This is a genomic window from Allosphingosinicella sp., assembly GCF_036570505.1.
Classification (GTDB): domain Bacteria; phylum Pseudomonadota; class Alphaproteobacteria; order Sphingomonadales; family Sphingomonadaceae; genus Allosphingosinicella.
The window spans coordinates 1-22,744 of record NZ_DATCYB010000090.1 but is presented as its reverse complement, the minus strand read 5'-3'; the positions used below and the strand labels follow the sequence as shown (position 1 = coordinate 22,744).

The 22,744-nt window shown below is 65.6% G+C and carries 29 protein-coding genes; 14 read left to right on the top strand and 15 right to left on the bottom strand.

The genetic code is table 11. The annotated features are described in order from the left end of the window. Window positions 1-203: 203 nt before the first annotated feature. Window positions 204-1,073 (bottom strand): glycine--tRNA ligase subunit alpha, encoded by an 870-nt coding sequence (locus VIR62_RS11630; protein ID WP_431871456.1) that lies wholly within the window; start codon window positions 1,071-1,073, stop codon window positions 204-206. Between the two features lie 119 nt (window positions 1,074-1,192). Here VIR62_RS11630 and VIR62_RS11625 point away from each other — a divergent pair, with 119 nt between their 5' ends. From VIR62_RS11625 to VIR62_RS11605, 5 genes are all read left to right on the top strand, one after another. Continuing rightward, window positions 1,193-2,125 carry a TraB/GumN family protein gene (locus VIR62_RS11625; protein ID WP_431871454.1) on the top strand — a complete coding sequence of 311 codons (933 nt, stop codon included), beginning with the start codon at window positions 1,193-1,195 and terminating at the stop codon, window positions 2,123-2,125. A 210-nt stretch (window positions 2,126-2,335) separates the two neighbouring features. After that, window positions 2,336-3,031, top strand: a complete 696-nt coding sequence (locus tag VIR62_RS11620) for a 50S ribosomal protein L25/general stress protein Ctc (RefSeq protein WP_431871453.1) — start codon at window positions 2,336-2,338, stop codon at window positions 3,029-3,031. 131 nt (window positions 3,032-3,162) lie between these two features. After that, window positions 3,163-3,732: an aminoacyl-tRNA hydrolase gene (gene pth / locus VIR62_RS11615; RefSeq protein ID WP_431871458.1), complete on the top strand. Its 570-nt coding sequence runs from the start codon at window positions 3,163-3,165 to the stop codon at window positions 3,730-3,732. 133 nt (window positions 3,733-3,865) lie between these two features. After that, window positions 3,866-4,201 carry a UrcA family protein gene (locus tag VIR62_RS11610; RefSeq protein WP_431871451.1) on the top strand — a complete coding sequence of 112 codons (336 nt, stop codon included), beginning with the start codon at window positions 3,866-3,868 and terminating at the stop codon, window positions 4,199-4,201. 68 nt (window positions 4,202-4,269) lie between these two features. After that, a complete protein-coding gene (locus VIR62_RS11605; RefSeq protein ID WP_431871449.1) occupies window positions 4,270-4,818 on the top strand; it encodes a hypothetical protein in 549 nt (182 codons plus the stop codon). Between the two features lie 18 nt (window positions 4,819-4,836). Here VIR62_RS11605 and VIR62_RS11600 read toward each other — a convergent pair whose 3' ends face one another. Beyond that, entirely contained in the window at window positions 4,837-5,541 is a 705-nt protein-coding gene (locus VIR62_RS11600) for a glutathione S-transferase N-terminal domain-containing protein (protein WP_431871448.1), read from the bottom strand. A gap of 227 nt (window positions 5,542-5,768) precedes the next feature. Between VIR62_RS11600 and ychF the strand changes: the two genes are divergently transcribed. Beyond that, window positions 5,769-6,869: a redox-regulated ATPase YchF gene (gene ychF / locus VIR62_RS11595; protein ID WP_431871446.1), complete on the top strand. Its 1,101-nt coding sequence runs from the start codon at window positions 5,769-5,771 to the stop codon at window positions 6,867-6,869. Here ychF and VIR62_RS11590 read toward each other — a convergent pair. Further along, window positions 6,859-7,524: an MAPEG family protein gene (locus VIR62_RS11590; protein WP_431871444.1), complete on the bottom strand. Its 666-nt coding sequence runs from the start codon at window positions 7,522-7,524 to the stop codon at window positions 6,859-6,861. The two genes, ychF and VIR62_RS11590, sit on opposite strands and share 11 nt — an antisense overlap. 76 nt (window positions 7,525-7,600) lie before the next feature. Here VIR62_RS11590 and VIR62_RS11585 point away from each other — a divergent pair, with 76 nt between their 5' ends. Next, complete coding sequence (locus tag VIR62_RS11585) at window positions 7,601-8,050, top strand: MaoC family dehydratase (protein ID WP_431871442.1); 450 nt, start codon at window positions 7,601-7,603, stop codon at window positions 8,048-8,050. On the opposite strand, the gene VIR62_RS11580 is transcribed toward VIR62_RS11585, so the two are convergent. The 4 genes from VIR62_RS11580 to petA all read right to left on the bottom strand — a co-directional run bounded on the left by VIR62_RS11580 (window position 8,047) and on the right by petA (window position 11,597). Further along, window positions 8,047-8,544 (bottom strand): hypothetical protein, encoded by a 498-nt coding sequence (locus VIR62_RS11580; RefSeq protein ID WP_431871440.1) that lies wholly within the window; start codon window positions 8,542-8,544, stop codon window positions 8,047-8,049. The genes VIR62_RS11585 and VIR62_RS11580 overlap by 4 nt on opposite strands. 246 nt (window positions 8,545-8,790) lie before the next feature. Beyond that, window positions 8,791-9,705, bottom strand: a complete 915-nt coding sequence (locus VIR62_RS11575) for a cytochrome c1 (protein WP_431871439.1) — start codon at window positions 9,703-9,705, stop codon at window positions 8,791-8,793. Between the two features lie 15 nt (window positions 9,706-9,720). After that, complete coding sequence (locus VIR62_RS11570) at window positions 9,721-11,016, bottom strand: cytochrome b (RefSeq protein WP_431871437.1); 1,296 nt, start codon at window positions 11,014-11,016, stop codon at window positions 9,721-9,723. Window positions 11,017-11,027: 11 nt separating this feature from the next. Continuing rightward, window positions 11,028-11,597, bottom strand: coding sequence for a ubiquinol-cytochrome c reductase iron-sulfur subunit (gene petA, locus VIR62_RS11565; RefSeq protein ID WP_431871435.1), 570 nt, complete (start codon window positions 11,595-11,597; stop codon window positions 11,028-11,030). Window positions 11,598-11,786: 189 nt separating this feature from the next. Here petA and VIR62_RS11560 point away from each other — a divergent pair, with 189 nt between their 5' ends. Genes VIR62_RS11560 through VIR62_RS11550 form a run of 3 tightly spaced genes read left to right on the top strand, consistent with a single transcriptional unit; the run spans window position 11,787 to window position 13,718 of the window. Then, window positions 11,787-12,236 carry a tRNA (cytidine(34)-2'-O)-methyltransferase gene (locus VIR62_RS11560; RefSeq protein WP_431871433.1) on the top strand — a complete coding sequence of 150 codons (450 nt, stop codon included), beginning with the start codon at window positions 11,787-11,789 and terminating at the stop codon, window positions 12,234-12,236. Next, window positions 12,233-13,075 carry an oxygen-dependent coproporphyrinogen oxidase gene (gene hemF, locus VIR62_RS11555; protein ID WP_431871430.1) on the top strand — a complete coding sequence of 281 codons (843 nt, stop codon included), beginning with the start codon at window positions 12,233-12,235 and terminating at the stop codon, window positions 13,073-13,075. The genes VIR62_RS11560 and hemF overlap by 4 nt, the downstream gene beginning before the upstream one ends. Before the next feature lie 55 nt (window positions 13,076-13,130). Beyond that, the gene (locus VIR62_RS11550) at window positions 13,131-13,718 is read left to right on the top strand and encodes a GNAT family N-acetyltransferase (protein WP_431871428.1); all 588 of its coding nucleotides are present in this window, start codon (window positions 13,131-13,133) and stop codon (window positions 13,716-13,718) included. Here VIR62_RS11550 and VIR62_RS11545 read toward each other — a convergent pair. Further along, window positions 13,682-14,473: a hypothetical protein gene (locus VIR62_RS11545; RefSeq protein ID WP_431871425.1), complete on the bottom strand. Its 792-nt coding sequence runs from the start codon at window positions 14,471-14,473 to the stop codon at window positions 13,682-13,684. The genes VIR62_RS11550 and VIR62_RS11545 overlap by 37 nt on opposite strands. Window positions 14,474-14,558: 85 nt before the next feature. Here VIR62_RS11545 and lipB point away from each other — a divergent pair, with 85 nt between their 5' ends. The 3 genes from lipB (at window position 14,559) to VIR62_RS11530 (ending at window position 16,492) form a co-directional block, all read left to right on the top strand. After that, window positions 14,559-15,227: a lipoyl(octanoyl) transferase LipB gene (gene lipB, locus VIR62_RS11540; RefSeq protein WP_431871423.1), complete on the top strand. Its 669-nt coding sequence runs from the start codon at window positions 14,559-14,561 to the stop codon at window positions 15,225-15,227. Window positions 15,228-15,314: 87 nt separating this feature from the next. Beyond that, window positions 15,315-15,596, top strand: a complete 282-nt coding sequence (locus tag VIR62_RS11535; RefSeq protein ID WP_431871421.1) for a hypothetical protein — start codon at window positions 15,315-15,317, stop codon at window positions 15,594-15,596. 212 nt (window positions 15,597-15,808) lie between these two features. After that, window positions 15,809-16,492: a hypothetical protein gene (locus VIR62_RS11530; RefSeq protein ID WP_431871419.1), complete on the top strand. Its 684-nt coding sequence runs from the start codon at window positions 15,809-15,811 to the stop codon at window positions 16,490-16,492. A 21-nt stretch (window positions 16,493-16,513) separates the two neighbouring features. On the opposite strand, the gene queE is transcribed toward VIR62_RS11530, so the two are convergent. From queE to VIR62_RS11495, 7 genes are all read right to left on the bottom strand, one after another. Beyond that, a complete protein-coding gene (queE, locus tag VIR62_RS11525) occupies window positions 16,514-17,140 on the bottom strand; it encodes a 7-carboxy-7-deazaguanine synthase (protein ID WP_431871418.1) in 627 nt (208 codons plus the stop codon). After that, window positions 17,137-17,829 carry a 7-cyano-7-deazaguanine synthase QueC gene (gene queC, locus VIR62_RS11520; protein ID WP_431871416.1) on the bottom strand — a complete coding sequence of 231 codons (693 nt, stop codon included), beginning with the start codon at window positions 17,827-17,829 and terminating at the stop codon, window positions 17,137-17,139. The genes queE and queC overlap by 4 nt, the downstream gene beginning before the upstream one ends. A 166-nt stretch (window positions 17,830-17,995) precedes the next feature. Beyond that, window positions 17,996-18,433, bottom strand: coding sequence for a DUF3617 domain-containing protein (locus tag VIR62_RS11515; protein WP_431871414.1), 438 nt, complete (start codon window positions 18,431-18,433; stop codon window positions 17,996-17,998). A gap of 124 nt (window positions 18,434-18,557) precedes the next feature. Next, entirely contained in the window at window positions 18,558-19,478 is a 921-nt protein-coding gene (locus tag VIR62_RS11510; RefSeq protein WP_431871412.1) for an Hsp33 family molecular chaperone HslO, read from the bottom strand. A 200-nt stretch (window positions 19,479-19,678) separates the two neighbouring features. Next, entirely contained in the window at window positions 19,679-20,869 is a 1,191-nt protein-coding gene (locus VIR62_RS11505; protein ID WP_431871410.1) for an aspartate aminotransferase family protein, read from the bottom strand. A 119-nt stretch (window positions 20,870-20,988) separates the two neighbouring features. Next, window positions 20,989-21,441, bottom strand: a complete 453-nt coding sequence (locus VIR62_RS11500; protein WP_431871408.1) for a hypothetical protein — start codon at window positions 21,439-21,441, stop codon at window positions 20,989-20,991. Window positions 21,442-21,539: 98 nt separating this feature from the next. Further along, on the bottom strand, window positions 21,540-22,367 hold the full coding sequence (locus VIR62_RS11495) for an ABC transporter permease (protein ID WP_431871406.1): 828 nt from the start codon (window positions 22,365-22,367) through the stop codon (window positions 21,540-21,542). Between the two features lie 63 nt (window positions 22,368-22,430). Between VIR62_RS11495 and VIR62_RS11490 the strand changes: the two genes are divergently transcribed. Further along, window positions 22,431-22,744 (top strand): GcrA family cell cycle regulator (locus VIR62_RS11490; protein ID WP_431871404.1); only part of this gene is annotated, 314 nt, incomplete at its 3' end.

Genomic DNA, 22,744 nt, shown 5'->3' with positions numbered 1-22,744 from the left:
GGGCGAGATCGGCGCTCGCCTTCGCCTGCATGCGAGCGGGGATTTCTTCCGAGAGGAGTTCGAGGAGGAAATCGCTCACAGCCCCTCTCCCATTTCGGGAGAGGGAGGGGCCCATTGCGCCAGCAATGGGAGGGTGAGGGTAAGGGGTAGGGGCGACAGGCCCTCACCCTCCCACGAAGGGAGAGGGGCAAAGATACTCGCCATCACGCCGCCCATCCGTTCTTTTCCATCCAGGCGGTGGCGACGCTCTTTGTCAGGTCGCGGACGCGGCCGATATAGGCCTGGCGCTCGGCGACGGAGATGACGCCCCTTGCCTGGAGCGTGTTGAAGAGGTGGCTGGCCTTGATAGCCTGGTCGTACGCTGGGAGCGGGAGCTTCGCGTCGACGCAGGCGCGGCATTCTTCGGCGGCGTCCTTGAACCAGCGGAACAGGGTGTCCGTGTTCGCGACCTCGAAATTGTACTCGCTAAATTGAACTTCGTTCTGCTTGAACACGTCGCCGTAGGTGACACCCTCATCGTTGAAAGCGAGGTCGTAGACGCTGTCGACACCCTGGATGTACATGGCGAGGCGTTCGAGGCCGTAGGTGAGCTCGCCCGCCACGGGCTTGCAGTCGTAGCCGCCGACCTGCTGGAAATAGGTGAACTGGGTCACTTCCATGCCGTCGCACCAGACTTCCCAGCCGAGCCCCCAGGCGCCGAGCGTCGGGCTTTCCCAATCGTCCTCGACAAAGCGGATGTCGTGCTTCAGGAAATCGATGCCGATGGCGGCGAGACTGCCGAGATAGAGCTGCTGGATGTCGGCCGGGCTGGGCTTCAGGATTACCTGATATTGGTAATAATGCTGGAGACGGTTGGGGTTCTCGCCATAGCGACCGTCGGTGGGGCGGCGGCTCGGCTGGACGTAGGCGGCCTTCCAGGGATCGGGGCCGAGCGCGCGCAAGGTGGTGGCGGGATGGAAGGTGCCGGCGCCCATCTCGACGTCGTAGGGCTGCAGGATGAGGCAGCCCCGATCGCTCCAATAATCGTGGAGGGTCAGGATCAGCTTCTGGAAACTTAACGCTTTCGTGCCCAAATGAGCGGCCTTCGCAACTGCAACAATCCGCCGTCGCTTTGGCGCATGGGGCAGAGGCGGTCAAGCAAGGCGAGGTTCATTGGGGCCCGCTATGATATAGAGCGAATGAGCGGGAGAAGATGATGTCGCGATGGTGGTCCAAAATCGGCAAACGGTCGGCGCGGTGGCTCGCTTCACTCGCCCTACTGCCCCTTGCCGCCTGCGCCACGCCGCAGCCGCCGGCCGAGACGGCGGAGGCCGTCGAAGCGGCCAAGCCGGCAATGTGGAAGCTCGCCGACGCGGACACGACGATCTACCTGTTCGGCACCATCCACCTGCTCCCCAAGGGGCTGGAATGGCGCACCCCGGCGATCGAGAAGGCGGTCGCCGCATCGGACGCGCTGGTGCTGGAGACGCAGCTCGGCACTGACCTTTCGCGCACCGGCCGCAAGATGATGGAGATGGGCCTGTCGCCGGGCCTGCCGCCGCTGCTGGAGCGCGTGCCGGAGGAGAAGAGGCCGGCGCTCCAGAAGCTGATCGACAGCGCCGGCATCCCGACGCGGTCGCTCGACCGGATGGAGACGTGGGCGGCGGCGATGAGCCTTTTCGCCAGCAGCTTCCGCGGCATGGGATTCAAGGCGGAAGCCGGCGTCGAGCAGGGGCTGTCGGCGGATTTCCGGGAGACCGGCAAGCCGATCAGCGGGCTGGAGACGGTGGAGCAGCAGTTCGGCTTCTTCGACAGCCTGTCCGAGGAATCGCAGCGCGCCTTCCTGGCCGGCTCGATCGACGATCCGGCGGAGGCGCGGCGGCAGCTCGAGGCGATGATCAAGGCCTGGGCGGCGGGCGACACCGAGGCGATCGCCCGCACCTTCGACAGCGAGACGGCGCTCTCGCCGGAGCTGAGGCAAGTGCTGATGGTGAACCGCAACCGCGAATGGGCGGAATGGCTCGACAAGCGGCTGGACGAGCCGGGCATAGTCATGGTCGCCGTCGGGGCGGGGCATCTGGCGGGGCAGGATTCGGTGCAGGCGATGCTGAAGGCGAAGGGAATAGAGGCGAAGCGGGTGCAGTAATTACCTCCCCTCCCGCTTGCGGGAGGGGATCAAGGGGAGGGGCTGTACCAGCCACACTCCCTCCCCCGGCCCCTCCCGCGAGCGGGAGGGGAGCAACATTTCTTGCCATCCCCCTTGCCCTCGCCTATAGGCGCCGCTTCCCCGCACATGGTCATCCCTGGAGGCGTGCGCGGCGGATATTTTTGAACCCAAGTTTTTGGAGACATGCATATGAGCGAACAGCTTACGCTGTCGGCCGAGACGCGCGAGCGGGCGGGCAAGGGAGCCTCCCGCGCCATGCGTCGGACAGGCCGCGTCCCCGCCGTCATCTACGGCGACCGTCAGGAGCCCCTCGCGATCCACGTCGAGGAGAAGGCGCTGATGAAGATGCTGAACACCGGCTTTTTCATGAACTCGGTCGTTATGGTCGACGTCGGCGGCGCCGCCAACCGCACGCTTCCCAAGGACGTGCAGTTCCATCCGGTGACGGAACGCCCGCTGCATGTCGATTTCCTGCGTATCTCCGAGCACGCCAAGGTCACCGTCGGCGTGCCGGTGCGCTTTACCAATGAAGACGCTTCGCCGGGCCTCAAGCGCGGCGGCGTGCTGAACGTCGTGCGCCACGAGCTGGAGCTTACCTGCGACGCCTCCGAGATGCCCGATGAGGTCGTGATCGATCTCGCCGGCCTCGACATCGGCGATTCCATCCACATCTCGGCCGTCTCGCTGCCCAAGGGCACCAAGTCGGTGATCGAGGATCGCGACTTCACCATCGCCACCGTCGTCGCCCCGTCCGGCGTCAAGGCGGAAGCCGCCGAGGCCGCCGAAGCGGCTGCCGCGGCCGAAGGCATCGAGGAAGTCGAGCCCGGCGAAGTCCCGACCGTGGGCGAGGAAGAAGCCGCCCCCGAAGGCGAAGCGGAAGCCTAAAGGCCTTACGATCCTTGTCGCTGCGCCGGTTCCTGGAAGGCCTCTTCGGCACCAAGCCGGTGGAGGTCCTCGGGCAGCCGGGAGAATCGGGGGCCGGCGCAGCGGCAGAGGATTGGGGGGATTTTCAACCCGTGCAGATCTGGGTCGGCCTTGGCAATCCGGGCGCGCAATATGCGATGCACCGGCACAATGTCGGCTTCATGGCGGTCGACGCCATCGCCGAGGTGCATGGCTTCGATCCGCCCAAAAAGGCGTTCCAGGGCTGGGCCCAGCACGGGCGCATCGGCGAGGAGCGTATCCTGCTCTTCAAGCCCGCCACCTTCATGAACAGGAGCGGCCAGGCGATCGGCGAGGCGATGCGCTTCTTCAAGCGCGACATCGGCGACGTCACCGTCTTCCACGACGAGCTCGACCTGGCCGCCATGAAGGTCAAGGTGAAGGTCGGAGGCGGCACCGCCGGGCATAACGGCCTTCGTTCCACCGAAGCGCATATCGGAAATGAATTCCGCCGCGTCCGCATCGGCATCGGCCACCCCGGCCACAAGGACAAGGTGACCAAGCACGTCCTCGGCAATTACGCCAAGGCGGAGACGGACGACCTCTCCGACCTTCTGGGCGCCATCGCCGCCGAAGCCTGGTGGCTCGCCAAGGGCGACGACGCGCGCTTCATGAACGAGGTCGCGCTCAGGCTGCAGCCCTAAAGGCGAAGCGCCGCCCAATTCTGGAAAGATAGTGGATCAGAATCTTTCCAGTCCGTCGCCAAGATAGGCGGAACCCCTCGGCGTAACTCTCCTCCTGCCCCGGCACCATCGCCGGGCCAGCAGGAGATGAACCATGACCCGCATTCGATTTCTTATTCCGATCGCCGTGCTTGCGACGCTCAACGCCAATCCGGTGCTTGCCGGCCAGAATGACTGGTCCGAACCGGCCAGCGAGATCGTCAGCTATGCCGATCTCGACCTCGGCACGCCGGCCGGCGTCGCCACCCTCGACGGCCGCATCGACCGGGCGATCCGCAAGGTGTGCGGCAAGGCCTATATGGACCTCAACACGTCCCAGGCCGTGCGCCAGTGCCGCAAGGAGACGCTTGCCAGCGTCCAGTCGCAGCGCGCCAGCGTGCTCGCGGCCGCCACCGACAAGTCGATCCAGTTCAGCGCCCGCGAGCGCTGAGCCGACCTCGTGCCCGGGGCGGCGCCCGACCCGTCGCCCCGGCACGAACCCGGACAAGGGGCACCATCATGGCTACCGGCACGAACAGACGCCTGGGTCCCGCGCTCCTCATGGAGATGGCGGAGTTCGCGAGCTTGCCGAAGGACACGCAACGCTTCATCAGGCGCTCGCTCGATATCGGCCTTCGCCGCTCCGACGCCGTCCAGCGCTGGGGCCGCGATGCCGGCGAGACCTGTCGCATCCGTGCCCAGCAGCGGGCGTATCAGTGGCTGGACGGGCTCTCCAGCCTTATCCCCGATGACGACGATATCGCGGCGGCGGCGCGGCTGATGGGGCCGCTGGTTGCGCTCTCCGCCTTCGACCTCGCCGAGGCGCGTCTGCCGGATTTCGCCTCTTACCGGTTCCTCTACGAGCGGCTCATCGGCGCGGCGGTGCGGCCCTGGCTGCCTTCGGCCTTCTGCGCCGCGGCCGCCCTGCCCCATCTCCACCCCCTCGATCGCCGCCAGCTGCTCGATTCCCTGTCGGAATCCGCGATGACGGCCCCCGGCTGGTCAGCGCGCGAGCCCGCCTTCATCCCCGAATGGGTGGACAAGATAGAGGATTCGATCGAGGCCTAAGCGTACCGCCCGCCGAGTTCACGGCCGCTTGGGTCTCTCCAGCCCACGCTGCACCGCCGGCCGGGCGAGGCCGCGTTCCAGCCAGGCCGGCACATGCTTCAGGGTGTCATAATCGACGAGAGCGCCCGCATCGTAAAAGCCGATCAGGTTGCGGACCCAGCCCAATGTGGCGATGTCGGCGATCGTGTAGTCGTCGCCCATCAGCCACTGGCGCCCTTCGAGGCGGCTTTCGAGGACGCCGAGCACACGCTTGCTCTCGTTGGCGTAGCGTTCGAGCGGGCGCTTGTCCTCATATTCGCGCCCGCCGAATTTGTGGAAGAAGCCGACCTGACCGAAAATCGGTCCGATGCCCCCCATCTGGAACATCAGCCACTGGATCGTCTCGTAGCGCCGCGCCGGATCGGCCGGGAGGAACCGGCCGGTCTTGTCGGCGAGGTAGATGAGGATCGCCCCGGATTCGAACAGGCCGAGCGGTTTCCCGCCCGGACCGTCGGGATCGATGATCGCCGGGATCTTGCCGTTGGGATTGAGGGACAGGAATTCGGGGGTCCAGCTCTCGTTCTCGCCGATATCGACCAGGTGCGGCTCGTAGGGAAGACCCGTCTCCTCCAGCATGATCGAAGCCTTCACGCCGTTGGGCGTGTTCAGCGAATAGAGCTGAAGGCGGTCGGGATGCTGCGCGGGCCAGCGGCGGGTGATCGGGAAGGCGGACAGATCGGGCATGGGGGTCTCCTGCTGGTGCTGGGCGATAGCTGAGGGCGGCGGCGCGCATCGTCAAGCGCGGCACCCGCAACCCGCCGTTGCATGAATGGCAACCTGGCAGGTAGCGTTTTGGCTCGCTTCCGACTAACAGCGCGTCACCCCAGCGAAGGCTGGGGTCCATGAGAACTTCGAGCGAGACGCTGGCGACGCATGGATGCCAGCCTGCGCTGGCATGACGGGACAAGAGAATGGGTTTTCGTTGCGGTATCGTGGGGCTGCCGAATGTCGGCAAATCCACCCTTTTCAACGCGCTGACCGAGACGGCGGCGGCGCAGGCGGCCAATTATCCCTTCTGCACCATCGAGCCCAATGTGGGCCGCGTCGCGGTTCCCGATCCGCGCCTCCAAAAGATCGCCGACATCGCCGGGTCCAAGGCCGTGATCGAAACCCAATTGGAGTTCGTCGACATCGCCGGGCTGGTGCGCGGCGCCTCCAAGGGCGAAGGGCTCGGCAACCAGTTCCTCGCCAACATCCGCGAGGTCGATGCCATCGTCCATGTGCTGCGCTGCTTCGAGGAAGGCGACGTGACCCACGTCGAAGGCCGGGTCGATCCGGTCGCCGATGCCGAGACGGTCGAGACAGAGCTGATGCTGGCGGACCTCGAAAGCCTGGAGAAACGCGTCCCCAACCTCGTCAAGAAGGCGCAGCAGGGGGACAAAGAGGCGAAGATCCAGGCCTCGGTGCTGGGCCAGGCGCTGGAGCTGCTTAGGGCGTCAAAGCCGGCTCGGCTGACCGAGCCGAAGGACCCGGAGGAGAAGCTGGCGCTGGAGCGCGCCCAGCTCCTCACCGCCAAGCCCGTCCTCTACGTCTGCAACGTCGACGAAGGCCATGCGGCTGAGGGCAATGCCCACAGCGCTCGGGTGTTCGAGAAGGCCGAGGCCGAGGGCGCCGGGGCCGTCATCATCTCCGCCGCAATCGAAGCCGAGATCGCGACCATGGACCCGGCCGACCGGACCGAGTTCCTGAAGGATCTGGGGCTGGAGGAAACCGGCCTTTCCCGCATCATCCGCACCGGCTACGAGCTCCTCCACCTCATCACCTTCTTCACGGCGGGGCCGAAGGAAGCGCGGGCCTGGACGGTCGAGAAGGGCTCCAAGGCGCCGCAGGCCGCCGGCGTCATCCACACCGACTTCGAACGCGGCTTCATCCGCGCCGAGACCATCGCCTATGACGACTTCCTCGCCTGCGGCGGCGAGAGCGGCGCCCGCGACGCGGGCAAACTCAGGTCCGAGGGCAAGGATTACGTCACGCGCGACGGCGACGTTATGCTCTTCCGGTTCAATGTTTAGCGCCGTCCCTGCGCGCCAAATGAAACAGCCGCGCCTCGATGACGAGGAAGAGGGCAATGGGAGCGAGGCCGCCGATCAAGCCCGCCCAATCATAGCCGAAGCGGAAGACGACGTAGAGCAGGACCAGCATGCTCAGGAGCATTCCCGGAGCGCCGAGGCCGCGCCAATCGGAGCCGCGATGATAGCCGATCCAGAAGGCACAGCGGCCGATGACCCACAGGATCGCGGTCGCCGTGACGGCGTGGACGGATCGCGGCCCGTTACAATAATAAGCGAGCCCGAACAGGCCCGGCAGGAAGACTACGAGCTGCTCAAGCGTATGCTGTAGATAGCGCAGATCGACCTTCGTCGCCGCGCTTTCGGCGCCGGCGAGCGGATCGATGGCGCGGCTGAACAGGCGGCGGTGAGCGACGGCTTCGATACCTGTCACGAAGGCGAGCAGGATCGCGACGCAGCTCCAGCCGAGCGCGTAGAGCAGCCGGGATCCGGGATTCTCCGTGCCGGCAAGCGGCGGCGGCAGCCAATAGAGGGCGAGCCATCCGGCAAGGGTCAGCGGCAAGGCGGCGGCGATCATCGGGATGAGGGCCCGTCGGTAGCGGCGGATGACGGCCGCGTCGGAAACGGCATCGGGCGACATGGCGTGATCTTCGTTCACGGCTGTGTAGCGCCGACGGGCGGCTTGAGTTCCGACCGCCCCGCCCCTAACCCCGCCGCAGCCACGCGGAGGATGCATGATCTATCTCGAAGACCTGGAAGTCGGGCAGAAGGCCTCCTTCGGCTCCTATCCCGTCACGCGCGAGGAGGTGATCGAATTCGCCTCCAAATACGACATGCAGCCCTTCCACCTTTCGGACGAGGCGGCGGCCAAGACCCATTTCGGGCGGATCGCGGCGAGCGGGTGGCATACCTGCGCGATGACCATGGCGATGATCGCGAAGAATGTGGTCGAGACCGAGCAGGCGGGGCTCGGATCGCCCGGCGTCGACGAACTGCGCTGGCTGAAGCCCGTCTATCCCGGCGACACGCTGCGCATCGAAAGCGAGATCGTCGACGTGCGGCCGTCGCGCTCCAAGCCCGACATCGGCTCGTTCCGCACCGCCGTTACCGTCCTCAACCAGGACGACGTGCCGGTGATGACCTTCACCTCGATCGTGCTGATGCGGCGGCGGCCGGCGGCTTAATCGTCCCGGCGACGATCGCGGCGGAAGTCGCGGCGGTTCTCACGCCTTTCGCGCCGGAATTCGCGTCGGTTTTCGCGGCGCTGCTGGCGGAACTCGCTCCGATCGATGTCTCCCTGGCGGAAGTCGCGCCTGTCATCCCTGCGATCACGACGGAAACCGTCCCAGCGCGCGCGCCTGTCTCCGCGCCAGTGGCCCCGGCGGCCCTCCCAGTAGCGGCGATGGTGGTCGTTCCAGCGGTGGCGGCTGCCCCGGCGGTCGTAAATATAGAAGCCGGTGCCCGGGTAGTAGAAATCGTTGTACCAGCCATAATAAGAAGGCCAGCCATAACCCCCATAGCCATAGCCGTAATAGGGATCGTAATAGCCCGCGCTGTTGTAGCCCACCGACAGGCCGCCGCCATAGCCGTAGCCATAATCGTCATAATAGCCGCAGGCGCTGACGCTGAAGGCGGCGGCGACGGCCAGAAGGGCGGTACGGATGCGGGGCAGGAACATGGCGACTCTCCCGGTGGGACTCAGGAAAGGCCCGAGACTCCGCCCATCATGTTGAACGAGGTCTGAACGTTAAGCCGCTGTAAGCGTTCGGGGATTTTGGCAAGGTTCCTGGGGCGGAACGACACCTGCTCCTGGACGACCAAGGCCCGCCCTTCCGTCATTGCGACGAGCGGCAATCCAGTCTTGCGCAGGCCTGGATTGCTTCCCCCGGATCAAGTCCGGGGTCGCAATAACGATGACGAATCCTTAGCCTTCGATCCCCGCTTCGCGGCTGGCCGCGTCCCGCTTGGCCATATGCTCCGGATCGAGCGGGCCGATGGCGCGCACGTCGCGCTTCGCGGTCGCCCAGATGTTCCGATAGGACATATAGGCGAGCACGGTCGCGAACAGGAGGAAGATCATCACGGCGAGACCCGTGCGGTGGCGAGTCTCCAGATTGGGCTCGGCCGTCCAGATGAGGAAGGCGGAGACGTCCTTCGCCATCTGGTCGATCGTCGCATTGGTGCCATCGGCATAGGCGACCTGCCCGTCGGCGACGAGCGGCGGGGGCATGGCGATGTTGAGGTTGGCGAAATAGGGGTTGTAATGGAGCCCCTGCCCCGGCCGGTTCTCGGCGGGAAGCTCCGCCGACGGCTGACGATAGCCGGTCAGCAGCGAATAGACATATTCCGCTCCGCCGGAGCGCGCCTTGGTGATCAGCGACAAATCGGGCGGGAAGGCGTTGTTGTTGGCGGCGCGGCCCGCGACCTCGTTGGCATAGGGGCTGGGAAAATGGTCCGAGGCCAGCGCCTTGCGGGTGGTCGCTTCGCCCGTGTTCGGATCGATCGACGGCACCTCGATCTGCCACTGGTCGGCGATCGCCTTCACCTCGGCCTCGTTATAGCCGAGATCGGAAAGGTTGCGGAACGCGACGAGGCCGAGGCCATGACAGGCGGCGCAGACCTCCTTGTAGACCTGCAAGCCGCGCTGCAGCTGCTGGCGGTTGAACGTGCCAAACGGGCCATCGCTCTGGAAAGCGACGGCCCTGGGCTCGAGATGGAACTCGTGCTCCACCGTCTCGACCGGGGGGTTGGCGATGTAGGTGCTCGCGCCGGTGATCAGGGAGATCAGCAGAACGAGAATGAAGCCGGCACCGACCAGCGTGCCAATCAAACGTACCATGAGCTGTCTTACCCCTTACTCGGCCGGTGCCGGCTGGACGCCCAGCGGCGCGGCTTCCGCCTTCTCGCCGTGCAGCACGCTTTCCGAGATCGACCTTGGCAGCGGCAGCGGCCTTTCGATCGCGGAAACGAGCGGCAGGATGATGAGGAAGTGCGCGAAATAATAGATCGTCGCCGTCTGGCTGATCATCACGAACGGTTCTTCGGCCGGAAGCCCGCCCATCCAGCCGAGGATGAACACGTCGAACAGGAGAATGACAAAGAACATTCTGAACAGCGGTCGATAGCTGCCGGAACGTACGGGCGACTTATCGAGCCAGGGCAGGAAGAACAGGAGCAGGATCGACGCGAACATCGCGATCACACCCCAGAGCTTTGCCGGCAGGATGAAGTCGACGGTGAAGGCGCGGAGAATCGCGTAGAAGGGCCAGAAATACCATTCCGGCGTGATATGCGTCGGCGTCGAGAGCGGATTGGCCGGGATGTAGTTGTCCGGATGGCCAAGCAGGTTCGGCGCGAAGAACATGAGCAGAGCCAGCGCGATCAGGAATATGCCGACGCCGAACCCGTCCTTCGCCGTATAGTACGGATGGAAGGGCACGGTATCCTGCGGCGTCTTGACGTCGACGCCGGTGGGATTGCCCGAGCCCGGGATGTGCAGCGCCCAGATGTGCAGGATGATGACGCCCGCGATCACGAACGGCAGCAGATAGTGCAATGAGAAGAAGCGGTTGAGCGCGGCGTTGTCCGGCGCGAAGCCGCCGAGCAGCCATTGCTGGATGGGCTCGCCGACCAGCGGGATGGCGGCGAACAGGCCGGTGATCACTTGCGCGCCCCAGAAGCTCATCTGCCCCCACGGGAGCACATAGCCCATGAAGGCGGTCGCCATCATCAGCAGGAAGATGACGAGGCCCAGCAGCCACACCATCTCGCGCGGCGCCTTGTAGGAGCCGTAATAGAGGCCGCGGAAGATGTGGATGTAGGTGACGATGAAGAAGAAGCTCGCGCCGTTCGAGTGGGCGTAGCGCAGCAGCCAGCCCTGGTTGACGTTGCGCATGATGTGCTCGACCGAGTCGAACGCCATCGTCGCCGCCGGCGCATAATGCATCGCCAGGATGATGCCGGTAATGATCTGGATGGTCAGCGCGACGCCGGCGAGGACGCCGAAATTCCAGAAGTGGTTGAGGTTACGCGGCACCGGATAGCCGCCGCCGACCGCATTGAACACGAGGCGGGGAAGCGGGAGCCGATCGTCCATCCACCGCATGAAGCCGTTGCTCGGCCGATATTCTTCCGCCCAGGGAAAGCTCATCTTTTCTTACCTCAGCCTATCTGGACGACGGTGTCGGACGCGAATGCATATTCCGGCACTTCGAGATTGGTGGGCGCCGGGCCTTTGCGGATGCGCGCGGCGGTATCGTAATGGGAGCCGTGGCAGGGGCAGAAATAGCCGCCATATTCGCCGCGATTCTCACCCTCGGCGGCGCCCAGCGGCACGCAGCCCAGGTGCGTGCAGACGCCCATGGTGATCAGCCACTGCGCCTTGCCTTCCTTGGTGCGCTCGGCGAGCGTCTGCGGATCGCGCAGCTCGCTGATCGGCACGGTGTTGGCGGCCTGGATTTCCTGCGGCGTCAGATGACGCACGAACAAGGGCTGCTTGCGGAATATGGTCTTGATCGCTTGGCCTGGCTCGATCGCCGACAGGTCGACCTCGATCGACGACAGCGCCAGCACGTCGGCCGACGGGTTCATCTGGTTGATGAGCGGATAAAGCACCGCGACGCTGCCGACGCCAGCGAAGCTCACCGCCGCGATGTTGATGAAGTCGCGGCGCCGGACTCCTTCGTCCGGAGCCGCACCGATCGTGTTATCGGTATGTTGAGCCGTCGCCATCATAACCCTTTAAGCGATTCGAACCGGATGTGCGAAAATCCGCCCCGGCCTGAGACGCCGGCGGGGCGATTTCACGCTTGCGCCGCGGCAGGTTCCCCCTTGAGCGGCTTGTTGGGCCTGATAGCCGCGCCAGACGCGATTTGCCAACAGCCATTTTGACGCGCGGGCGACACGGGCTATCGCCGGACCATGCGCATCGCCCTCTATCAACCGGATCAGGCGGGAAATGTCGGGACGATCATGCGCCTCGCCGCCTGCCTCGGCGTAGCCGTGGATATTATCGAGCCTTGCGGCTTTCCCTGGGGCGACAAGTCCCTGAAGCGAGCGGGCATGGACTATGCGGAAATCGCAAACGTGACGCGGCATGACAGCTGGGATGCATTCGTGGATCGGGCGGCCGGAAGGCTTGTGCTGCTGACGACCAGGGGCGGAACGGCCCTGCCGAAAGCTGAATTCCGCGCGGATGACATCCTGCTGCTCGGATCGGAGAGCGCGGGCGTGCCTTCTACGGTGCATGACCGCGCCGATTTGCGCGTCCGCATCCCCCAGGCAACTGGCACCCGGTCCTTGAATATCGCCGTCGCCGCGGGCATCGGACTTGCCGAGGCGCTCAGGCAGACGGACGGATGGCCGCGATGATCGAACTGGACAGCGAACAGCAGGCCGCGCGCGAGTGGTTCGAGTCGCTGCGCGACCGCATCTGCGCCGAGTTCGAAGCGATCGAAAGGGACGCGGGAAGCGAGTCGCGCTTCGCCTTTACCGAATGGGAGCGGGAGGACGAGGACGGCTCGCCGGGCGGCGGCGGGGTGCGCGGCCTGATGAAGGGCAAGGTCTTCGAAAAAGTCGGCGTCAACGTCTCGACGGTCGGCGGGCGCTTCAATCCCGATTTCGCCCGGACCGTCCACGGCGCCGAGGAGGATCCCAGCTTCTTCGCCACCGGAATCAGCCTCGTCGCGCACATGGCCAACCCGCATGTGCCGGCCGTCCACATGAACACGCGCTTCCTGTGCACGACAAAACGCTGGTTCGGCGGCGGCGCGGACCTCAATCCGCCGATCCCCTATGAGGAGGACACGGCCGACTTCCATGCGCGCCTCCGGGCGGCCTGCGCGGCGCACGATCCCACTTACTACCCGCGCTTCAGCCAATGGGCGGAGGATTATTTCTTCATCCCCCATCGCGGCGTCCATCGCGGCGTGGGCGGCATCTTCTACGATCACCTGGAAGGCTTCTTCGACGCCAATTTCGCCTTCACCCGCGAGGTCGGCGAGGCGTTCCTGGACGTCTATCCGAAATTGGTGCGGCGGCGGATGGAGACGCCCTTCACCGAAGAGGACAAGGCCCGGCAACTCGAATGGCGCGGCCGCTACGCCGAATTCAACCTCGTCTACGACCGGGGCACCCTGTTCGGCCTCAAGACCGGCGGCAATGTCGACGCGATCCTGATGAGCCTGCCGCCGCTGGCGACGTGGGAATGACGACATCTGCTATCCTCCCGAGGGACGAAGCTCGTGGGAAGGGGGACGAGTTCTGATGACCCTCACGCCCATCCCCGACGGCCATGTCGGCGCGGTCGTTACCTACCTGGAAATGACGGAGCGGCCGAAGCCGATGCCGCTGCCCGCCTCGCCGCTGCGTCTCAAATCCTGGCCCGACATTCGGCCCGATCAGTATCGGGAGCTGTTCCGGCGGGTCGGCGGGCGCTGGCTGTGGTTCTCCCGCCTCGCCATGGACGACGCGGCGCTGGGGGCATCGATCGGCGAGGTGCATGCGGTGATCGATCGCGCGGGCGTGGAGGTGGGGCTGATCGAGCTCGGCTTTCGCGAGCCGAGCGAATGCCTGATCGCCTTCCTGGGCCTGGTCCCCGAACTTGCCGGCAAGGGCCATGGCGACTGGCTGTTCGCGCGGACTCTCGCGCTCGCCTGGCGCAAGGGGGTGGAGCGGGTGCGGGTCAATACCTGCACGCTCGACCATCCGGCGGCGCTCCCCGCCTATCTCAAGGCCGGTTTCGGCGCCTACAAGCGTGCCTTCGAGCATTTTCCCGATCCGCGGGTCGCGGGCCTGCTGCCCGCCGACATCGCCCCTCAGGTGCCGGTCGTCCCCTCGGAGACGCCACGATAAAGCTGGGTGATGAACACCGCCCACACCGCCTGCAGCCCCGCCCCGATCGCCGCCACCGCCAGCGCCGGCAGGAACCGCGCCAGCGCCTCGCTGCCGATCGCCTGCCCGACGATCACGAACAGCGATCCGAAGCCGAAGCGGGCCGCGCCGACGACCACCACGTAGACCAGCATGAACGCGAGCACGGCGGCCGCGAAGCGCCAGGCATGGCCGCGCGAAAGCCGCCAGGCGCCCCGGACCGAATCGACGGCGCCCGGGGCCCTTTCGGCGATCAGCGGCCAGATGAGGAGCAGGCGCGCGGCGCCCCAGAGAATGAAGGCCCCGAGCAGGAACGAGACGAGGGCGGTGGCCCCGCCGATCGCCATGCCCGCGACCACGGCGATGGCGCCACCCACGACCGTGAAGAGGGCGATCGCTATACCGGCGACCAGCCCGAGGACGAGCGTCACCAGCAGCACGGTCGGCAGCCGCCGCAGGCCGGCGCCCATCGCTTCCCTGACGCTCGTTCCCGGCGTCAGGACCAGCAGGCTGATCGTCAATTGGCCGACGATCCCCAGCAGGGCCGCCGGAACCAGCCACAGCATCCAGTTGCCGGGCGTGACCTGGCCGCCGGCGGCGGGGTCCGGCGTCATCAGCTCGACCAGGAGCAGGCCGAGCCCGAAGGTGGCGAAGGCCACGGTCATGACCAGCCCCGCCTCGCGACGGAAGAAGGCGCCGGTGTCGTCGCTGACGCTGCTCAAAGATAGATTTGACATCTCGTCCCCAATGTTGCGGGACGGTCCTAGCCCGCCCGCGCCTCCGGGCGCAATCGGGCGGATTTGCGGGAGCGAAGCATCAGGCATGGCGGATCAGCTACTCGAACAGCTGGAATGGCGGGTTACGCCCGGTCTCACCCCCTATCCCGAGGCGCTCGCCGGGATGGAGGCGCGGGTCGAGGCGATCCGGAAAGGAAACGCGCCCGAGCTCGTGTGGCTTCTCGAGCATCCTCCCCTCTACACCGCCGGCACCAGCGCGGACGCGGCCGAGCTGTTCAACCCCCAGGGGTTTCCCGTTTACGAGGCGGGGCGGGGCGGCCGCTACACCTATCACGGTCCGGGCCAGCGTGTCGGCTATGTGATGCTCGACCTCGACATGCGCGGCCGCGACGTGCGCCGGTTCGTCCATTCGCTGGAGGGATGGCTGATCGCCGTGCTCGGTGACCTGGGCGTCGATGCCTTCCGCGCGCCCGGCCGGATCGGCATCTGGGTGGCCCGTAATGGAACGGAGGCGAAGGTCGGCGCGATCGGCGTCAGGGTGCGCCGCTGGGTGACCCTGCACGGCTTCTCGATCAATATAGGTCCGGAACTTTCCCACTTCTCAGGCATAGTGCCATGCGGTATTGCCGAGTTCCCAGTGACCAGCCTCGACGAGATGGGGGTGTCCAACGGGCAAAAACGTTTCGATCTGGCACTGAAACAGGGGCTCGACGATTTTCTGTTCTCTCTCGAGGGGAGAATCGAGAAGGCTTGAGAGCCTTATTCTTTCCGTCTAGTGTGCAAACCGGTTTGGCAAAAAAAGGGGCCACCCCGACCAAACATCAATCTAGGGAGTTTCTAAATGCGTGACCTTCTCAAGACCGTAATGACCTCGTCGATGGTTGCCGGCGCGGCCCTCCTCGTCGTCGCCTGTGACAGCGGTGCCGACACCGAAGTCAACAACATGGCCGTCGACATGGGCACCACCGATCCGATGATGGACGGCACGACCAACGACGTCACCGCCGTCGACGGCGCGATGATGGACGACGCCAACATGGCGTTGGACGCCAACATGACCATGGATGCCAACATGACGGACGCCAACATGGGCGCCGACGAGAACATGACCAACGGAATGTAATCTTCCGGAAAGTCATCGTTTTTGAAGAGGCCGTCCGGATGCCGGGCGGCCTTTTCTTTTTGACCTTGCCCGCCGCCACGACGCCGCCCGAGGGCCGAACCGTGTGACGAAGACGACAGAAAACAAAGCTTAAATCTGGATTGCGGACGCCCCCGCGTTAAGCCTAGAGACAAGACGGAGCGCCGATACAGGCTGCCGTCCGGAGGGGTGTGATGCACAAGCGACTGAGGAACCTTGCCCGCAAGATCGGTCTGTTGGCCGCGGCGGGGGCCGCCCTCGCCATGCCGCCGGCGGTCTCGGCGCAGATGTTCATCACCGATCCCGGCTTCGCCACCGGCCCGATCCAGGGCAGCGATCCGCTGGTCGGCCTCCCCATTCCCGGCGCCACGCCCGAGGAATTTCGCGCCCGCCTGCTCTGGAACCTGCGCGCCGGCCTCAACGTCGCCGCGCTGCAATGCCAGTTCTCTCCCTTTTTGCGCGCGGTCGACAATTATAACGGCATCCTCGCCCATCATTCGGAGGAGCTGGCCGATGCCTATGAGACGCTGGGTGACTATTTCAAGCGAACCCACGGCGCCAAGGAAGGGCAGAAGCGTTTCGACGATTATACGACCATGACGTACAATAATTTCTCGACGCTGCAGGCGCAGTACGGCTTCTGCCAGGTGGCGGCGGATATCGCCCGCCACGTCCTCGCCGCGCCCAAGGGCCAGCTCTATGCCGCGGCCCAGGAGCGCATGCGGGAACTGAGAGCCAGCCTGACGCCCGCTTATGATCGGGTCGCCGACTACAATCCCTACCTGATCGCCATGCCGACCATGCCGCCCTTCAATGAAGATTGCTGGAAGCGCGATCAGTTGAGGGAAAAATGCAGGGCGGCGCTCGCCGCGCAGTAGAAACCCGTCGTAGAACGCCCCTTAAGGCAGGCCGAGCAGCTTGTGGGTCTGGAGGCTGAGCTTCCAGCGCGGATTGCGCATTACGAAATCGATCGCGGCGTCCCTGGCGGCGTCGGCATCCGCGCAATCCATCGGCTGGATCAGGAAATGATCGAAATCCCAGCCTGAAAGCTCGACCGGATCGATCTCCGGCTGCGGCCAGACGAGCTTCAGCTCGTCGCCGGAGCGCTGGACGACGTTCGTGCTGCCCTTGGGGCTCACGCAGATCCAGTCGAGGCCGGGCGGCGCTTGGATCGTGCCGTTGGTCTCCACGGCTATCTCGAAACCGCGGGCGTGGAGCGCGTCGATCAGCGCAGCGTCGACCTGGAGCAGTGGCTCGCCGCCGGTGACAACGACCAGCCGGCCTTCCCCCTCGCGCCATAGCTCTTCCACCTTCGCCGCCAGCGCCTCGGCCTCGTAACGGCCGCCATTCTCCCCATCCAGGCCGACGAAATCGGTGTCGCAGAAGGTGCAGTCGGCGTTGGCGCGATCCTTCTCCCGCCCCGTCCAGAGATTGCAACCGGCAAGGCGCAGGAAGACGGCGCGGCGACCGGCCTGCATCCCCTCGCCCTGAAGGGTCAGGAATATCTCCTTCACCGCGTAGCTCATGGCCGGACCGCGTAGACGGTGGGGTCGGGAAGCCCCGCCTCTTCAAAGCCCTTGGCGCGAAGCCGGCAGGCGTCGCACAGGCCGCAATGCTCGCCCTCCGGCGTCGGGTCGTAGCAGGTCCAGCTGAGACCCGCGTCCAACCCCAGCCGGGCGGCCTCGGCGGCGATGTCGGCCTTGGTCATGCGGAGCAGCGGGGTGTGGATCGTGAAGCGGTCGCCCTCGACCCCGGCACGGGTGGCGAGGTTCGCCATCCGCTCGAACGCCTCGACGAAATCCGGGCGGCAGTCGGGATAACCCGAATAATCGAGCGCGTTGACGCCGATGAACAGGGCGCGGGCGCCCGCCGCCTCCGCCCAGCCCAGCGCGAGCGAGAGGAAGATGGTGTTGCGCGCCGGCACATAGGTGACAGGTATCGTGCCTTCCTCGACGCCCCCCTTCGGCACGTCGGTGTTGGCGGTGAGTGCCGAGCCGCCAAAGCCGGTAAGGTCGAGCGGCAGCACGATGTGCCGTTCGGCGCCAAGCTCGGCGGCGATGCGCGTGGCGGCGCCGATCTCGATCCGATGCCGCTGGTTGTAGTCGATGGTGAGCGCGAGCAGCCGAAACCCCCGCTCGCGCGCCAGCGCGGCGGAAACCATCGAGTCGAGTCCGCCCGAAAGCAGGACGACGGCCAGAGGAGCATGATCGGTCACGGGAAGCGGCGATCTAGGGTGGAGGGCCGCCGGGTGCAAGGCGCCACAAAGAAGCGGGCCGCCCGGTGAAGGCGGCCCAGTTTAGGCGTTTAAGCCTGCTAGGGAGGAAAGCGTGCCCTAAAACGTGGCACGCCCTCCTTATAGCGAGTCCATGGTAAACAGAGTGTTAACGGCCGGCCTGGCTTTTTCCTGAAGGACAGGGGCCCGCCCGCCGCGCCTCGATCCGATAGGCGAAGGGCGCGTTGTCGGAGATTCCCTGGGTATCGATCTGCGCCAACCGCGGCGTTTCGACCCTGAGCGACGTCCGGCCGAAACCGCTGGCCGGGCAGGTATAATGGACCGTCGCGCTGCGGGCGTCGCCGGATATGACTAACCGGGAGCAGGGCGAGTTGCGGTGCTGGAGCTGCATGAGAATGGCAGGGTCGGCCACGCAGATCGGCGGATACCGCTCATCGCTGTCAAGGTCGCGCAGCTGCCACAGGCCCGGTTCCAGCCTGGCCAGCGCCGCCAGCTTGCCGCCGCTTTGCGTCAGGGCGGGCGCCGTCAGCAGCGCGACAGCGCCGAGCGCGATGGCCGCCCGACCCCAGCCGTTGAAGCTCGACATGTGACACTCCCAAGCGTGGCGGTGGGCCCTTTGCCCCCGTTCGTTCGCCGCTCGGCCCCCGCCGCGGAATGGCCGATGATAGCAGGAAATGGTTAATGAATCGAGCGGTTATGCTGCGGTGCAGCTAAGCTTCCAGATCGCTTAGCGAAATGGGAAAGACTCTCGAGCAGAATTCGCAATCGACGCTGATAAATCCGTCCCTGTCGACCATGTCGCGCCGTTCCTCCTCGCCGAATCGGGCGATGACGCCGCGGATATATTCGAAATTGCAGCGACACCCCTTGGACAGGGGAACGGTGGGGAGCACCCTGATCTCCTCTTCCTCGTGGAACAGGCGCCAGAGCAGGGTTTCGAGCGGAAGATCGGGATCGAACAGCTCGCCCGCCTTGATCGTCTCGGCAAGCACCCTGACATGCTCCCATTCGGGATGGTCGAGACGGGTGTGAAGCCGATCGCGCCCTTCCTCCCCCTCCGGCAGATGCTGGACGAGGATGCCGCCGGCGATATGGCCGGTGTCGTTGACGGCGAGGCGCACGAGGCTCGGTATCTGCTCGGACTGGCCGAAGAAGCTCTGCGCGGCCTCGGCGAGCGAATTGCCCTCCAGCGGCACGATGCCCTGGTAGCGCTCGCCGCTCACCGCGTGATCGAAGGTGATGGCGAGATAGCCCTTGCCGAACAGGGCGAACAGCGAGGGGAGAGTCGGCACTTCGGCGAGCCGCTCGTGATCGAAGCGTACGTAGCCCCGTAGTTCGCCGCCCCTATAGTCGCAGACGAGAAGGTCGACGATGCCGGCCTCGGTCTGCGCCTGCAGCGTGAGCTGGCCGCCGGCATCCTTCAGCATCGCGCCGAGCAGCGCCGTCAGGGTGAGCGCTTCGGAGAGGATGCGCGCGATCGGCGCCGGATAGGCGTGGGCGGAGAGGACGTCGTCGAGGAGCGGGCCCAGCCGCACCAGCCGGCCGCGCGCGTGGCGGCCCGGGATGGTGAAGCCGACCGCCTCGTCGAGATTGGCGGTCGTGACCGCTTCGCTGCTTTGATCGGAAGTCATGATCCCGATGTAGGGAACGCGAACGCCGTGTCGAGTATCCCCGCGCGGATCGATCAACAGACGTCATCCCGGCGGAAGCCGGGATCCAAGAACATTATAGCGGGTAGTCAGGCGATCAGGTCCCCCCTCGGATGTGCCAAGGCCGTGTCCTTGGGTCCGGCTTTCGCCGGGATGACACGAAATGAATCCAACTCGGAGAGTTACGCCGCCGCCTGCGGCATTTCATACTGGCGCGCGGCTTCCGACAGCCGCTCGACGAACTCGGCAACGTGCGCCTCCTCGATCACCAGGGGCGGCAGGACGCGGAGCACGTTGTCGCCGGCGGCGACGGTGAGGAGGCCATGCTCGCGCAGATAAGTGACGAACGCCCGGCTATCGGTCTTCATCTTGATGCCGAGCATCAGGCCGAGGCCACGCACGCCTTCGAACAGGTGGTCGTGGTTCGGAATCATCTGCTCCAGCGCGCCGCGCAGCCGTTCGCCCATGCGGGTGACGTTGTCGAGAAACTCGTCATTGGCGACGACGTCCATCACCGCCTGGCCCGCCGCCATGGCCAACGGGTTGCCGCCATAGGTGGAGCCGTGCGTGCCGATCACCATGCCCGAGGCGGCCTTCTCGGTGGCGAGGCAGGCGCCCATCGGAAAGCCGCCGCCGATCCCCTTGGCCGAGGCCATGATGTCGGGCTCCACGCCATAATGCTCGTGGGCGTAGAGCTTGCCGGTGCGGGCGACGCCGCACTGGACCTCGTCGAACACCAGCATCAGGTCGTTCTTGTCGCAGAGTTCGCGAAGACCCTTGATGAAGGCCTGGCTGGCCGGGCGGATGCCGCCCTCGCCCTGCACCGGCTCGACAAGGAAGCCCGCGGTATGCTCGTCCATGGCGGCCTTCGCGGCTTCCAGATTGTCGAACTCGACGACCTTGAAGCCCGGCAGCAAGGGCGAGAAGCCGTCGCGGAGCTTCTCCTGATTGGTGGCGCTGATCGTCGCCATGGTGCGGCCGTGGAAGGCGTTGGAGAAGGTGATCAGCGTGTGCTTTTCCGGCTGGCCCTTGGCATGGTGGTAGCGCCGCGCCGTCTTGATCGCGCATTCGACCGCTTCGGCGCCCGAATTGGTGAAGAACACCGTGTCGGCGAACGTCGCATCGACCAGCCGCTGGGCATAGGCCTCGCCCTGAGGGCTGCCATAAAGATTGGAGACGTGCATCAACGTCGCCGCCTGGTCCTGGATCGCCTTCGTCAGATGCGGATGTCCATGCCCCAGCAGATTGACCGCGATGCCGCTCGCGAAATCCAGATACTTCTCGCCGCCCTCGCCATAGAGATAGACGCCCTCGCCGCGCACCGGACGCACGGGCGAACGGGGATAAACGGGCATGAGCGGCGTTATGGTCATGAGTGTCCTCTGTGTGGCTGGAGTGCGAGCGAAAAAGGCGACCATGCACGGTCGCCTTTACGAGGTCGCTATAGTGAGGGGCCGGGCGCCGCGTCAATCGACGCCCGGCCAGCCGCCGCTCAATCGTCGTCGTCCCGATCGTCGTCGTCCCAGCGGTCATCCCGGTCGCGATCCCAGCGATCGTCGTCCCAATCACGGTCGTCGCGGTCCCAGCCGCGGCCGTCCCGCCGCTCATCGCGAAGATGATGGCGGAGATTCTGGACGCGCTCGCGAAGCTCGTGCGCCTCGCCGCGCGACAGGCCGTTACGCATCCAGCGATAGTGAAGCCGCTCGATATGCCGGGCCTCGCGATGCAGGCGGTGACGTTCGCGGTTGGAGATCCGGCCGCGCTGGTACGAGCGCTCGATACGCTGCTGCACCCGGTCGAGTCGCCAGTCGATATTCTGGCCGCGGCCGTAGCCGTAGCCGTAGCCGTAGCCGTAGCCGTAGCCTGGATATTGGGCCGCGGCCGGCGCCGGAACGGCCATCGCCGCCGCCGACACGAAGGCACTGGCCATCAGAAACTTACGCATGATCCTACTCCCAAAACTCACACCCCCATCGTGGCTTCTAGAAGCAGCGCGATTGGCAGGCGCTGAATGGCGCTGTCAGGAGCGGTTCAGCGAGGGTTTCAGCTCTTGAGCTTCCAGCCTTTGCGGAGCAGCGCATAGCACAGCGCGCCGAGGCCGATATTGACGCCGAGGAGGAGGAAGGCGCCGAAGGTGACCGGCGAGTCGGCGATGCCGAGGAAACCGTACCGAAAGCCCGATATGATGTAGAAGAAGGGGTTGGCGTGGCTCACCGCCTGGAAAGTTGGAGCGAGGCTTTCGATCGAATAGAACGTGCCCGAGAGCAGCGACAGCGGCGCCACCACGAAATTAGTGACCGCCGCCGCATGATCGAACTTCTCCGCCCAGATCGACGTGATGAGGCCGAAGAAGCCGAGCATCACGCTGCCCATGAGGCCGAACCAGAACACCGCGCCCAGATAGCTCGGCGCGACGTGGACGCCGGGGTAGAAGAGCATGATCAGCCACACGGCCAGGCCGACCAGGAAGGCCCGCGTCACGGCCGCGCCCACCAGACCCGCGATCAGCTCCCCGGTCGAGAGCGGCGGCATCAGGTAATCGACGATATTGCCCTGGATCTTGCCGACCAGCAGCGAGAAGCTGGAATTGGCGAAGGCGTTCTGGATCATGCCCATCACAATGAGGCCCGGCGCCAGGAAATCGGCGAAGGGCACCCCCATCACCTCGCGCCCGCTGCGGCCCAAAGCGACGGTGAAGATGACGAGGAACAGCAGCGTCGTGATCGCCGGCGCCCAGATGGTTTGCAGCTGGACCTTGAAGAAACGCCTCACCTCCTTCACATAGAGGGTCTTGAGGCCGCCCCAATTGACGCTCTTGATGACAGGAACGCCAGGGTCGGTGCGAACCCAATCTGAAGGCTGATCGCTCATCGCGCCGTCGCTAGAGACAGACGCCGTGGGCCGCAAGCCGTGAAGCTGCAAGGAAGTGAACCGATGTCCTGGACCGACGAGCGCATCGACCGCCTGAAGGAATACTGGAGCAAGGGCATGACCGCGAGCCAGATCGCCGACGAATTGGGCGGCGTCTCGCGCAACGCGGTGATCGGCAAGGCGCATCGCCTCGGCCTTCAGTCCCGCCCGTCCCCCGTGAAGCCGAATGAGCCGGCCCAGCCCAAGGGCAAGGGCAAGGCCCCGCCCGCCGCGGCGGCGGCTGCCGAGGTCGCGCCCGCCGATGCGCCCCGGAAAGAACCTGTCCCCGGGCCGAAGGCCGCGTCCGAGCCAGCGCCTCAGCAGGCCGCGCCGTCACA